A 13,235-nucleotide genomic window follows, 5' to 3' on the forward strand; every position below is an offset into this window, starting at 1 on the left:
CCATCAGTGTCATGCCCATTGCTTTTTATTTATTTTTTTATTGATTTTTTAAAAATCAATAAAAAAATAATTTATCCAAGATGGTTCAAAGATCACGGTGAAAGTGCTAAACTAAGCCATTTGATACAAAATGACAAATTAGATGTTTTATGGCAACTTATGATGAGATGAAGGCAAGACTACAAGGCTCGATGATGGTAGGTATATCCATTCTGTTTTTTATCAAAACCTAGCAAATGCTTTTTATAGAGCTTGCTTTATCATACTTTTCCATATGGCCAAAACCACGATATTCATTGTGGTATTTGTGCAAAACATCACCTGTAATACATAGTGTTTCACTGATGAAAAATTTATCATCTTTTAGTCTTTTTGTTTGGATTTTATCATTTAATAATTTTTTAGAGTCAATTAAATAATATTTTTCGTTTTGATGAATAAACTCTATTTCTTCAAAAGAAACTACCAGTTTTCCTGACATTTTTTGAGCATCATCAAGAGCATGGTTTTTCTGATTGTTGTAACTTTTCTTATTAAAATCTGTCGGCGACTGAGAGCAGCCAACCATAGAAAATAAGAATATAAAAACAGTTAAAATTTTGGTAGTAGTCTAAAAAGTATGCCAAACTAGGTTTTCCGTTCGCCCTGAGCCTGCCTACGGGTAGAAAAACCGTTAGGTTTCCCAAGCTCGCCACGAACTGTTTTCTTTGTAGCATACTTTTTGAACCAGAGCCAAAATTTTCAAGATTTTCTCCATGTACAGCCAGCAAAATTGAATTTTGCTACGGAAACCGTCGTACTTTTTCATTTTGTAGAGTGTATAAAGTCATTAATAGGTACGCCCAACCAACTTGATATTTACCACGCCCCTACGTCCACACATCATTGTGTTTGTAGTAATTTTAAAGTTTCTTGAGTGTAGCTTAATCAACATTCTTGATAAACGCATTTTATCAAGAATTACAAATTAAGTGAACAGTTATTCTTTTAATTTGTAATTTTCATTATATCATAATAACTTTAAAAAAGAACAATGCCATCCATTGCTAAAAGTAACCCATTCATCACAAATTTATTGATTTATTATTTTAATTTATATTTAAAAAATACTTTAAAATTCCAATAAATACAATAATTTTAATTTAAGCATTTTAAAACACCCAGTAAAATGTTAAACTAAGCCATTTGATGCAAAATGACAAATCAGGTGTTTTATGGCAACTTATGATGAGATGAAGGCAAGACTACAAGGCTCGATGACGGCACTGATCACGCCCATGACGGCAGACGGTACGGTGGATTATGATGCATTGACTCGCCTGATTGAGTGGCAGATTGAGTCTGGCACGCACGCTTTGGTGGCGGTGGGGACGACTGGCGAATCAGCCACCCTATCAATGAAAGAGCATGGCGATGTCATTGAATTTTTTGTCAAACAAGTGGCAGGTCGCATTCCTGTGATTGCAGGAACAGGGGCGAACAACACCGCCGAAGCCATCGAGCTTACCGCCCACGCTAAGGCAGTGGGGGCGGATTTTGCCTTGCTTGTCGTGCCATATTACAATAAGCCCACCCAAGAGGGCATGTATCAGCATTATAAGACCATTGCCGAGGCGGTGGACATTCCCCAAATTCTCTATAACGTCCCAGGGCGGACGGTCGTAGATATGGCGGAGGATACCGTAGCACGCCTTGCCGATATTCCCAATATTGTCGCCATCAAAGATGCCACGGGCGATTTGGAGCGTGGTAAGTTGCTCATCGAGCGTGTGGGCGAGCGTCTTGTGGTCTTATCAGGCGATGACCCAACCGCCATTGAGCTTGTCAAATTGGGGGCAAAGGGCAACATTTCTGTTACGTCCAACATCGCTCCAAAAGCCATGAGCGAGATTTTTAGCTTAGCTTTGGCAGGTAAGTTTGATGAAGCAAGTACCATCAACCAAGGCATTGAGCATTTGCACAAAGAGCTGTTTTGTGAATCTAGCCCCCAACCTGCCAAATATGCCCTGCACAAGATGGGCATGATTGACACGGGCATTCGCTTGCCTTTGGTGTGGCTGTCAGCAGACAATCAACCCATCATTGACCAGGCACTACAAAAAGCCAAATTGATTTAACAGTAAGAATAAGTGAGAATAACATGACAGTGCTAAAAACAACGCTAAAATTAACCGCCCTTGCCATGATGAGTTTGGTGCTACTGACGGGCTGTCAAAGCATCAAAGGTGTGCTGGGCAAGCGTGATAACGGCAGTCTGGACTATGTCCACGCCACCAAGCTAGACCCCATCCGCCTGCCCGCCAACCAAGCGTCCGCCCCATTTATCCCCCTATATGATGTGCCAGAGGTGGCAGGCGAGATTGCTCCATCGACCAACGAGTCGGGCAAGCAGTACGAGCTACCTAGACCACCACAGGTGAGATGATGGTTTGGCACGAGCGTTGTTGTTCGTGTCTTTTTGTTTTATAAATCTTATCATGTAAATTTATTGTGTAAACCGCCACAAAACGGAGAGACCCATGCAAAAGCAAGCCCTAATTTATACTGGCAAAGCCAAATCTGTCTATGAAACGGACAATCCTGATTATCTGATTTTGCATTTTCGTAACGATGCATCCGCCTTTAATGGCGAGAAAATCGCTCAGCTTGACCGCAAAGGCAGAGTGAACAACCGCTTTAATAGCTTTATCATGAGCAAACTGGCAGACGCTGGCATCGAGACGCATTTTGAGCGTGAACTGTCAGATGATGAAGTACTGGTCAAACGCCTAAAAATGATACCCGTAGAATGCGTGGTGCGTAACTATGCAGCTGGCGGTATTGCCAAGCGTTTGGGGCTTGCTGAGGGCTTGCCACTTATGCCACCGACCTTTGAGCTGTTTTATAAAGATGACAAATTGGGCGACCCCATGCTCGCCCCAAGCACCGCCATTGCCTTAGGTTATGCCACCGCAGACGAGTTGGAGCAGATGAGTGTGCTGACTCACAAGGTCAATGACGTGCTAAGTCAGATTTTTGATGAAGCGGGTCTTATGCTGGTGGATTTTAAATTAGAATTTGGACTGTTTCATGGGCGTGTGGTGTTAGGCGATGAGTTCTCGCCAGATGGCTGTCGCTTGTGGGATAAAGAAACCAAGAAAAAACTCGACAAAGACCGTTTCCGTCAAGGCTTGGGCGATGTCGTTGAAGGTTATGAAGAAGTGGCAAGACGTATTGGTGTACCGCTTGATTGATGGGTGTGAGCAAGGGCGGTTATCGCCCTTGTTTTTTATGATATTTACCCCAATTTGCACCAATACTAAATTTTAAAGAAATTCATTTGTGGGGGCGTGCTTTCTACGTCCCTTTAATATTGATGTTTATGGGTGTGTCCAGCATGCCCAAAGCCTGTGATGACATTGAGCTTGTTAGGTATGATTGGGTGGATTTGGCTTTTATGCGCTTTATTTCTTGTATTCAAAACGTGGCATGAGTCCATCATGCCCCTACACGCCTACTCAAAATACCACCATCCAAATCCTGCCCAATCTACCCCAATCTACCCCAACGATTGACGATGCAGTACACATCTGTTAATATCCATGTTATTTGTAAGGAAAAACATGGACACCCTACGCCCCACCGACCTAAAAACCATTTTGCATTCCAAACGTGCCAATCTGTACTATTTAGAGCATTGCCGAGTCATGCAAAAAGACGGGCGAGTGCTGTATCTCACCGAAAGCAAAAAAGAAAATCTCTACTACAATATCCCCATTGCCAACACCACCGTGATACTGCTTGGCACAGGCACGTCCATTACCCAGTCTGCGGTAAGGCTACTGGCAAGTGCAGGTGTGCTGATCGGCTTTTGTGGGGGCGGTGGCACGCCTTTGTTTATGGGAAGCGAGATTGAGTGGCTGACCCCACAATCAGAATACCGCCCCACCGAATACATTCAAGGCTGGCTGTCGTGGTGGTGGGACGATGACAAACGTCTGGCTATGGCAAAACGCTTGCAAATGGCTCGGCTTGATTTTATGAATGACGTGTGGGGGCGTGATAAGGAGTTGCGTGGGGCAGGCTTTGATAGTAAATCTGATGAAATCATCAGCTTACAAAATCATTACCGCACCCAAATTTTAGGGCAAAATAGTGTATCAGACTTGCTTACCCTAGAGGGGCGTATGACCAAAGAGTTGTATAAATTTGCCGTCAAACACACAGGCTATAAGGGATTTAGCCGTGATTATGACGGCGTGGACAAAGCCAATCAGTTTTTAAATCACGGCAACTATTTGGCATACGGCTTGGGAGCGACCACCGCTTGGGTGCTCGGCATTGCCCACGGATTTGCCGTCATGCATGGCAAAACTCGGCGTGGGGCGTTGGTGTTTGATATTGCTGATATTGTCAAAGATACAATCATCTTACCGCTTGCCTTTATGTGTGCGTCTGATAATGCTCGTGAGCAGGAATTTCGTGAACTGTGCTTGTCTTATTTTACCGATTATCACGCCCTTGATGTGATGTTTGAAACGGTAAAGGGGCTTGCTCTAAACAAGGAATTTTAAATAAGGATTTTGCATGATTGTTACCTTTATTTCCCAGTGCCAGAAAAAAGCCATAAAACGCACTCGCAAGATTTTGGACGCTTTTGCGGGTCGCATTGGCGATAACGTTTGGCAAACCAACATCACCGAGATTGGTCTAAAAACGGTGTACGAGCTATTAAAATCCACCGCCAGCAAATCAACCGCAGTCGCTTGCCACCGTATTGCCACTCGCCACCGCACCGAGCTTGTGTGGGTGGTGGGGAATAAATCCAAATTTAACACCGCAGGGGGCGTAGCCGCGAATCGTACCAGACGTTCTATTTTGCACCATGATTGGGAGAATAACTGGCAGTTTTTGGACGGCATTGGCATCATCGCCACATTGGCAGGGCTGCTCCATGACATCGGCAAATCCACGATAGGCTTTCAAAATAAACTCTTTGCCACCACCAATATCTCCGACCTCTACCGTCACGAATGGGTGTCGTTAAAACTCATCGTCTGGCTGGTGGGCGACTGCACTACCGACCAAGCAGTATTTGAACGCCTTGCTCATGTTGATGAGTATCTGGCAGATAAGGCATTGCCGACTTTGTCCGATTTTGGCACGCCAGATAAAGCAGATATGGGCAAGCTCCCCCCTTTAACCAAATGGATTATTTGGCTTGTGGTAACACATCATCGCCTGCCACCCGCACACGCTTATTATTTTAAAAAGCCCGAGGCGTATAGCACGCCAGAGTGTTTATCAAGAGATGTACAAAGTTATTTGGCAAGTCTAGAAGCCATGGAGCGTTGGGTGTTTAATAAGGGCAATAAGGCGGACGACTTTTTTAACTTTAAACAGTTTATTTTGCACAACAAACTGTGGCAAAAACAGCTCAAACGCTACGCCACAAAAGCCCAAAATTCGCCCTATCTGCAAACCCTTATCAAGCAATATCCCCAAGCGGTATCCGACCCATTTTTACTGCATTTATCACGGCTATCACTCATGATGGCTGACCATAATTATTCTGGTTTAAAAAAAGATGATAAAAAACGGCATCAAGGAAAATTTGACCCAAGCCTTATTGCCAATACCATTAAAATTAATGACAAAAACCAAACCAAACAAACACAAATCAAACAAACATTAGACGAGCATTTATTGGGCGTGGCACAATTTAGTGCTCAATTTGTGCGGATTTTGCCAACGTTGCATGAAAATTTGCCAGCCCTACAAAACCACAATCCTTTATTGCAAAATACCGATACGGACGGATTTTTGTGGCAAAATACCGCCTTTAAAACCGCTTTAAAACACCGTGAAGCGACCGATACACACGGCTTTTTTGGGATAAATATGGCAAGCACAGGCAAAGGCAAAACACTTGCCAATGCTCGTATCATGTACGCCTTGACCGACCCTAATAAGGGGGCAAGGCTTACTGTGGCGTTAGGCCTTCGTGTTTTGACCTTACAAACAGGGCAAAGCCTACGCCAAAAACTGGCTTTGACGGATAAAGAGCTTGCCGTATTGGTGGGTGGTCTTGCCCAAAAACAGCTTTTTGAGTTGCAAAACAGCGACAATGACACCGAGATAGGCTCGGATACAGGCAGTGAGTCCGTCCAAAGATTGCTGGATGAATTTGTGGATAGCGACATTCACACGGATTTGGGCGAGCTAAATCTTGGCACGCTCGTAGAGAGCGACCACGCCAAGCGCCTGATAGCCTCCCCTGTGGCAGTCTGCACCATAGACCACCTAATGCAAGCCAGCGAGTGCAAGCGTGGTGGGCGGTATATCGTACCGATGTTACGGCTGTTTAGTAGTGATGTGATTTTTGATGAGCCTGATGATTTTGACCAAAACGACCTGCCTGCTTTGTCTCGCCTTGTGCATTTGGCAGGAATGTTTGGCTCTCGGGTGATGTTGTCGTCTGCGACATTACCCCCTGATTTGGTGGCAGGGCTGTTTAAGGCGTATCAGAGCGGACGTATGATTTATAACGCTAATTTTGGCAAACCTGCCCCAAAAGTGGTGTGTGCGTGGTTTGATGAAAATGTGAGCAAAGCGGTACAAGTGGCAGATGATTTTGATGCTCATCATGAGCAGTTTATCAGGGGGCGTGTCAAGCATTTAAATGACAATGCTGTGCGTCATTGGGGCGAGATTTTGCTGATTGATGAGATGGATAATGAAGACGATGACAAGCTTTATAAAGACATGGCAAGCGTGCTGTTTGACAAAGCCCAAGCCTTGCACGACTTACATCACACCCAAATTCATGGTAAGACGGTAAGTATTGGGCTTATTCGCATGGCAAACATCAATCCACTCATCGGTATCGCCAAAGCCATGCACGAGACGGGCGACATGGCAGGGTTTGACGGTTGTCAATTTTATTTGGCGTGCTATCATGCCAGACAAGTGTTTATTTTGCGAAATCAGCTGGAAGTGCGACTTGATAAACTCCTAAATCGCCATGACCCAAAGGCTCTTGCCAACAATCCTGATATTATAGACAACCTTGCCAAGCACCCCGACAAAACGCACCATATCTTTATGGTACTTGCCACGCCTGTGGCGGAAGTGGGGCGAGACCATGATTATGATTGGGCGATGATTGAGCCAAGCTCCATGCGGTCTATCATACAAACAGCAGGGCGAGTGTGGCGACATCGTACTGACAAGGTGGCTTTCGCTCCTAATATTGCCATTTGGGATAAGAATATCAGAACATTAAAGGATAAAGACATCGCCTTTTGCCACCCTGGATTTGAAAGCCAAGCCTTCCCCCTTGCCACGCACCAAGTGAGCAAACTTATCAAACAGGCAGATTATGAACGCATTTCATCGGTCGCTCGGATTAGCAAATCCGCTACGCCAGAACCCAAAAAGAATCTGGCGGATTTAGAACACGCCGTCATGCAGGATTTGATGAACAATGATGACATCAATGTGGTCAATGCTTATTATGAGCCAGATACCGCCAACCGTCTGCACGTTCATTTGTCTTGTCTGACACCATTTCGCCAAAGTCAAAAGCAGACAGATTTTATCGTCAATCCGCTTGATAACACCCTAAACATCTCGTCCTATGACAGCGTAGAGATGCACGGTGTGGCGAACGCCAAAACAACCCATGAGATTATCCCAAAGGCGATAACGTGCCAAAATCCCAATCTTGATACATGGCTGACCGCCAATCTATCGGACGAGCTTGCCAAACTTAGGGAACATTATCCAGACACGTCTGTCAATATGCTCATCATTCGCTTTTGCGTGCTGACCATTCGTGATGATTATCATGACGGCTATTATTTTGATGAGCGGTTTGGGGTGTATGAGCGGTAACGTGGTAAATACAGCTAACAAAATTGAATTTTGCCACGGAAACCGTTCGCCACAAGCTTGCCTGCGGGTCGGTTTCCGTTATGGTTCGACAAGCTCACCACGAACGAAAAACCGTAGCACTTTTCATTTTGTAGAGTGTAAGTCATCTATGCGATGTGGAATGTGTATTTAACATACATAATTTTCTAAGTCATCTTTGTGATGAACTTTATATTATACTTCATTTATTTTACAAATATAATGGTTGAAATCAATTTTTAAATATGCTTTAATACCCTAAAAATAACAAGGAAATCCCATGACAGCACCGACCCCAAACACCAATTTGACAACCGATGATATCAAGCGAGCGATTGATGAGTTTTTGCTCGCTCAATTTCACAAAAAAGCCGACAAAGAGCTAAAACAGCTTGCCAAAGCCACAGAAGCAGGCGAACCCACCAGAATCGCCCAAGCCCAAGAAGCACTTGCCCCCATACAAGCCAAATACCAAAAACAAACATGGCTTAGCGATGCCAAAAAAATGGCAACTCAGCTAAAATTTGGCACGCACATCTCAAAAGGCGTACACCCCGATGCCAAAGGCGACAACATCACCGCCAACGCCACGCCCTGCCCATTTGTCGGCACGCACACCCTTGATACACCAAGTCTTGATGCCAACGGCAACGCTGCTGCCCTGCCACTGGCGAGCTTTTTTGATTGGCAAGTGGGTGACATCAAAATCAGACAGCTTATCACCGACAAACACCCTGCCTTGGTGGGGGCATTTCATGATGACGTGGCGGTTTGTGATGACTATCGGCAGATTTTTTATGACACGCTCACAGGCAAAAAGGACGTACCAACCACGCACGAACGCAACAAACAGCTTTTTTGGGCGTTGCCTGATGATGAATATCATCTTATCATACCGCTGTTTGCGTCTGCTCTTAGTCATGATGTTTTTCATAAAATCAATCACTTACGCTATTCAGACACCAACAAACAAGCCCGAGACAACCGTTTTAAGGGCAAAGAGACAACCGCTTATGTGTCGGTTGTGGATTTGGCAACGATACAGCTTGGTGGTACAAAGCCCCAAAACATCTCTCAACTTGTCAGCCGTCAAGGGGGCAAAACCTATCTTTTACCGTCCTACCCACCCACCTTTACAGGCAGTAGCGATTTGTCTTTTGCTAAGACAGCCAAGACGATTTTTGGCAAGTCGCTAGCCTATGTGGTCAAAGATGATATGGACGAGCTTTTTAAACTGCTTGTTCGTGTTAATAAAAACCACAAAAACACCATAGACGTTCGCACCGCTCGTGATGACATTTTGCAAAATATTATCTTAAGCGTACTACAAGTCGCCCATGCTATCCGTCAGAAAGAAGCAGGCTGGTCAAAGGTTTATAAACTTGCCTTGCACCAAAAATACTGGCTAGACCCAAAGCGTGGCGAGCTTGATGGCGAAGACAAATTTAAAAGAAATCATGAGAGCAAAAACTGGCAAAACGATGTACAAAAAGATTTTGCTCATTGGATTCAAAACGAGCTTGAAAAACGCTTGGCTTATTATCAGCAAGAGCAAAAAAAGAAAAATAAGCAAGCGGTAGAGCTAGAATTTGGACGGGCGGAGTTTGAGCATTGGCAAAAAGAATTTAAAGACACCTTTAACGCAAATTTGCGTTTGGGGCAAGGAGTATTGACATGAGTTTTATTTATCCACAGCATTCGCTGGTCGGCTATGTTCGCCTTGACCGTCTCAAAATCATCAATGCAAATGCCGTCTCCGCCCCCTTGACTTATGGCTTTCCTGCCTTGACAGGATTTGTTGCGGCAACGCACAGCCTAAGCCGTAAAGTATCAAGCCTTATGGGTTTTGAAAATATTCGCTTGGACGGTGTGCTGGTGGCGTGTTTTGATTGCCAAGTTCAAACTTACCAAGAAGGCTACAAAGACAAAACCTTCGCCCAAACTCGCAACCCCATTTTAAAATCAGGCAAAACCGCCCCAATCATCGAAGAAGGGCGTTGTCATCTCACCATCTCTTTACTCATCGGTGTGTATAAAGACAGCGTTCAGGATTTGACCGAAGATGAAGCAAATCAGCTCACCCAAAACGTGCAAGAATTTGCCCTATCCCAACGCTGGGCAGGCGGCAGTCTAACAGGCATGAGTGGCGTGCATTTTGTCAAAAAAGACGACATCGATGAGCAAAAATCTCGCCTATGTCCTGCCTTTATCATCACGTCCGCCCATGATGAGCTTGATGAGATTACCCAAGAATTACAAGAAAAAAATCCCAATGCCACCGCCCTAGATGCACTCATTGAGACGGCGGTGTTGCACCACACACCGCCCACGGATAGCCAGTCTGAGTGGACGACTCATTCGGTCAAAAAACAACGTGGCTGGCTTGTGCCTATGCCTGTGGGTTTTGTTGGTATCTCGGACAAATACAACAAGGGGCAGATGAGCCACGCTCGCTCGGACGAGTACCCTGCTCAGTTTGTGGAAGCGGTATATTCGCTTGGCAAGTGGCGATTTGCCAATCGCATAGATGACTTAGATTCTGCGTTGTGGTATGGCGATTATGATAACACTTGTGATTTATATGTGATTAAGCATTCTAAATATTTGTAATTTTAACCTTTAACCAACTTTAACCCAATAAAGGAAATTGTCATGACCCTAAAAACCCCTTCCGTGCTTGCTTTTGAACGCAAACTTGACATCTCGGACGCAACCTTTTGGCAAACCAATGGTAAAGACAAAATGCCTGTACTTGTCCAAGAAAAGTCCGTGCGTGGCACAATCAGCAATCGTCTAAAAAACGCCATTGCCAGCGACCCTGCCAAGCTGGACTCCGAAATCCAAAAGGCAAATTTGCAAACCGTGGATGCAAGTTTTTTGGACGAATCGTGCGACACGCTCATCACTCGCTTTACGGTCAAGGTACTGCCCTTTGACGGCAAAGCCAACGTCTGCAACGAACAAGCCTACCAAAACGCCCTGCTTGATGTGGTGCAAGCCTACAAAGACGAACACGGATTTGATGAGCTTGCCAGACGCTATGCCTACAACATCGCCAACGCTCGCTTTTTGTGGCGAAACCGCATGGGGGCAGAATCGGTGTCAGTGGTGGTAACGCTTGGCGATGAGTCGGTGAAATTTGCCAACGCTCGTGAATTGTCGCTCAACAATTTTGATTATCAAGATGACAAATTGGCTCGTTTGGCAAGCTGGATAAAAGGCGGACTCATGGGCGATAAATTCACCATTTTGACGGTGGAAGCTTATGCCAAAGTCGGATTTGGACAAGAAGTGTATCCGTCCCAAGAGCTGATTTTGGATACAGGCAGTAAAAAAAGCAAGGTGCTTTATCGTGTGGGCGACACGAGCCAAAACCGTGCTGGTATGCACTCACAAAAGGTCAGTAACGCCATTCGTACGATTGATGATTGGTATCCAAATGCCGAGTTTCCTGTGGCGACCGAGCCTTATGGAGCGGTTACCACCCTTGGCACGGCATTTCGTCAGCCCAAAGAAAAGCAGGACTTTTATAGCTTGTTTGACGGTTGGATTAAAGACGGCAAAATCCCAAGCGACAACGAGCAACACTACGTCATGGGCGTATTAATTCGTGGTGGCGTGTTTGGCGAAAGCGGTAAGGAATGAGCATGGTTTATCAAGAAATTACCCTAATCCCAAACGATGACATACCGCCCTATGCGATATGGAGTAAGCTCTACAACCAGCTTCATATCGCTCTTGCGGACGTGGCAAATGGGCATGGCATCAATACCATTGGCGTAGCATTCCCTGATTATCGCTACAGCGAGCAGCACGACAAAGGCATGCTCGGCAGTCGCTTGCGGATGTTTGCCCCAAGTCGTGATGAGCTTGATAAGCTCGATTTACCCCTACGCCTCTCTCGCCTGTCTGATTATGTGCATATCAAAGCGATAGCGGACGTTGGCGAGCGAGCGACAGGCTATGTGGTGGTGGAGCGTTATCGCCATTATGACTTGGGCAAGCAGGTGGAGCGGTTTGCTGATTTTAAAAATTTGACAGTGGAGCAGGCGCTGGAGCATTGCCTTGCCCACAAGAAAAAAGCCAAAAATTACCCCTTTGTCCGCCTAAAAAGTGAGACCAACCAACGGCAGTATCATCTGCATATCCGCCAATATACGGTCGCCAAGCCACAAACGGGGGTGTTTAACACCTATGGCATTACCAACATTAATGACGAGACCAAGGCAAGCGTTCCGCATTGGTGATTGGGGTTGGTTGTGCTAAAATAAAGGGCATGATACAGGTTTACACCCTTTATTTTTTGACTATTTAAAAACTTGATAAAAATCAAACATTTATAAACAGGCGAAAAAACATTGGGTAAACGCCCAAAATATGGCTGTAAGCCTTGATATAAGTGGGTTTTATGTTGTATAATTCTTATTCCACATCGCATAGATGACTTAGAAACTTTGCTATTGATACCGAAAACCAAACTGGCAATTCCACATCGCATAGATGACTTAGAAACTGAATTTATCCTACAAGTATTGACACTAGTCATTCCACATCGCATAGATGACTTAGAAAAAACCTGTAATCATTGTCACAATTGGGGTCAAATTCCACATCGCATAGATGACTTAGAAATTTTAGTGCTTGTCTTTCAAACTGCTTTAACTATTCCACATCGCATAGATGACTTAGAAATTAAAAAACGGTCGCTTTGGTCAAGTCTTTGTATTCCACATCGCATAGATGACTTAGAAATTAAGCGACTTTTTGGAATAGGTGCTCATAACATTCCACATCGCATAGATGACTTAGAAAATGATTCGCAGAATGATGCGTTAATTATGTCTATTCCACATCGCATAGATGACTTAGAAATTTCTATGGCTTGTGCCGCCCCTTGACCAGCAATTCCACATCGCATAGATGACTTAGAAAGGCGATAGCCGATTAACCGCCGAGCAGTTGAAATTCCACATCGCATAGATGACTTAGAAACATCAATGTCAATTTGTGTATCTGTATCTTTTATTCCACATCGCATAGATGACTTAGAAAACCTGAGGTTAATCCCATTGGGACAGAGAATCATTCCACATCGCATAGATGACTTAGAAACAAAACCCGTACCCGACGACCAACCATTACCAGAATTCCACATCGCATAGATAACTTAGAAATTTGGTAGTAGCCTAAAAAGTATGCCAAACTAGTTTTCCGTTCGCCCTGAGCCTGCCTGCGGGTAGGAAAACCGTTAGGTTTCCCAAGATCGCCACGAACTGTTTTCTTTGTAGCATACTTTTTGAACCAGAGCCTTATTTTTTACCTCTTAAACATACAATCCAACC

Annotated in this window: 10 protein-coding genes and 1 CRISPR repeat array; of the genes, 9 read left to right on the forward strand and 1 reads right to left on the reverse strand. The window is 44.6% G+C overall.

All coding sequences use genetic code 11. The features are described from left to right. Positions 1 to 229: 229 nt before the first annotated feature. Complete coding sequence (locus B0182_RS07090; protein WP_078274249.1) at positions 230 to 568, reverse strand: hypothetical protein; 339 nt, start codon at positions 566 to 568, stop codon at positions 230 to 232. A gap of 646 nt (positions 569 to 1,214) precedes the next feature. Here B0182_RS07090 and dapA point away from each other — a divergent pair. The 9 genes from dapA (at position 1,215) to cas6f (ending at position 12,140) form a co-directional block, all read left to right on the forward strand. After that, positions 1,215 to 2,117 (forward strand): 4-hydroxy-tetrahydrodipicolinate synthase, encoded by a 903-nt coding sequence (dapA, locus tag B0182_RS07095; protein WP_078274250.1) that lies wholly within the window; start codon positions 1,215 to 1,217, stop codon positions 2,115 to 2,117. A 23-nt stretch (positions 2,118 to 2,140) separates the two neighbouring features. After that, entirely contained in the window at positions 2,141 to 2,425 is a 285-nt protein-coding gene (locus B0182_RS07100) for a hypothetical protein (RefSeq protein WP_078274251.1), read from the forward strand. A gap of 94 nt (positions 2,426 to 2,519) precedes the next feature. Further along, entirely contained in the window at positions 2,520 to 3,233 is a 714-nt protein-coding gene (purC, locus tag B0182_RS07105) for a phosphoribosylaminoimidazolesuccinocarboxamide synthase (RefSeq protein ID WP_078274252.1), read from the forward strand. A 369-nt stretch (positions 3,234 to 3,602) separates the two neighbouring features. Further along, the gene (gene cas1f / locus B0182_RS07110) at positions 3,603 to 4,553 is read left to right on the forward strand and encodes a type I-F CRISPR-associated endonuclease Cas1f (RefSeq protein WP_078274253.1); all 951 of its coding nucleotides are present in this window, start codon (positions 3,603 to 3,605) and stop codon (positions 4,551 to 4,553) included. 13 nt (positions 4,554 to 4,566) lie between these two features. Beyond that, the gene (cas3f, locus tag B0182_RS07115; protein WP_078274254.1) at positions 4,567 to 7,875 is read left to right on the forward strand and encodes a type I-F CRISPR-associated helicase Cas3f; all 3,309 of its coding nucleotides are present in this window, start codon (positions 4,567 to 4,569) and stop codon (positions 7,873 to 7,875) included. 298 nt (positions 7,876 to 8,173) lie between these two features. Next, positions 8,174 to 9,571, forward strand: coding sequence for a type I-F CRISPR-associated protein Csy1 (gene csy1 / locus B0182_RS07120; RefSeq protein ID WP_078274255.1), 1,398 nt, complete (start codon positions 8,174 to 8,176; stop codon positions 9,569 to 9,571). Continuing rightward, on the forward strand, positions 9,568 to 10,503 hold the full coding sequence (gene csy2, locus B0182_RS07125) for a type I-F CRISPR-associated protein Csy2 (protein ID WP_078274256.1): 936 nt from the start codon (positions 9,568 to 9,570) through the stop codon (positions 10,501 to 10,503). The genes csy1 and csy2 overlap by 4 nt, the downstream gene beginning before the upstream one ends. 42 nt (positions 10,504 to 10,545) lie before the next feature. Further along, positions 10,546 to 11,538 (forward strand): type I-F CRISPR-associated protein Csy3, encoded by a 993-nt coding sequence (gene csy3, locus B0182_RS07130; protein WP_078274257.1) that lies wholly within the window; start codon positions 10,546 to 10,548, stop codon positions 11,536 to 11,538. 2 nt (positions 11,539 to 11,540) lie between these two features. Continuing rightward, positions 11,541 to 12,140: a type I-F CRISPR-associated endoribonuclease Cas6/Csy4 gene (cas6f, locus tag B0182_RS07135; RefSeq protein WP_228157729.1), complete on the forward strand. Its 600-nt coding sequence runs from the start codon at positions 11,541 to 11,543 to the stop codon at positions 12,138 to 12,140. A 177-nt stretch (positions 12,141 to 12,317) separates the two neighbouring features. After that, a CRISPR array of direct repeats spans positions 12,318 to 13,067; the repeat unit is 28 nt; unit sequence ATTCCACATCGCATAGATGACTTAGAAA. Positions 13,068 to 13,235: the final 168 nt, after the last annotated feature.

The sequence above is a fragment of the Moraxella bovis genome, assembly GCF_002014975.1.
Classification (GTDB): Bacteria; Pseudomonadota; Gammaproteobacteria; order Pseudomonadales; family Moraxellaceae; genus Moraxella; species Moraxella bovis.

Bases quoted from the DNA above. Each gene is read 5' to 3' on its own strand.
- B0182_RS07090 (WP_078274249.1), bottom strand. From the start codon at position 568: ATGGTTGGCTGCTCTCAGTCGCCGACAGATTTTAATAAGAAAAGTTAC.
- dapA (WP_078274250.1), top strand. From the start codon at position 1,215: ATGGCAACTTATGATGAGATGAAGGCAAGACTACAAGGCTCGATGACG.
- B0182_RS07100 (WP_078274251.1), top strand. From the start codon at position 2,141: ATGACAGTGCTAAAAACAACGCTAAAATTAACCGCCCTTGCCATGATG.
- purC (WP_078274252.1), top strand. From the start codon at position 2,520: ATGCAAAAGCAAGCCCTAATTTATACTGGCAAAGCCAAATCTGTCTAT.
- cas1f (WP_078274253.1), top strand. From the start codon at position 3,603: ATGGACACCCTACGCCCCACCGACCTAAAAACCATTTTGCATTCCAAA.
- cas3f (WP_078274254.1), top strand. From the start codon at position 4,567: ATGATTGTTACCTTTATTTCCCAGTGCCAGAAAAAAGCCATAAAACGC.
- csy1 (WP_078274255.1), top strand. From the start codon at position 8,174: ATGACAGCACCGACCCCAAACACCAATTTGACAACCGATGATATCAAG.
- csy2 (WP_078274256.1), top strand. From the start codon at position 9,568: ATGAGTTTTATTTATCCACAGCATTCGCTGGTCGGCTATGTTCGCCTT.
- csy3 (WP_078274257.1), top strand. From the start codon at position 10,546: ATGACCCTAAAAACCCCTTCCGTGCTTGCTTTTGAACGCAAACTTGAC.
- cas6f (WP_228157729.1), top strand. From the start codon at position 11,541: ATGGTTTATCAAGAAATTACCCTAATCCCAAACGATGACATACCGCCC.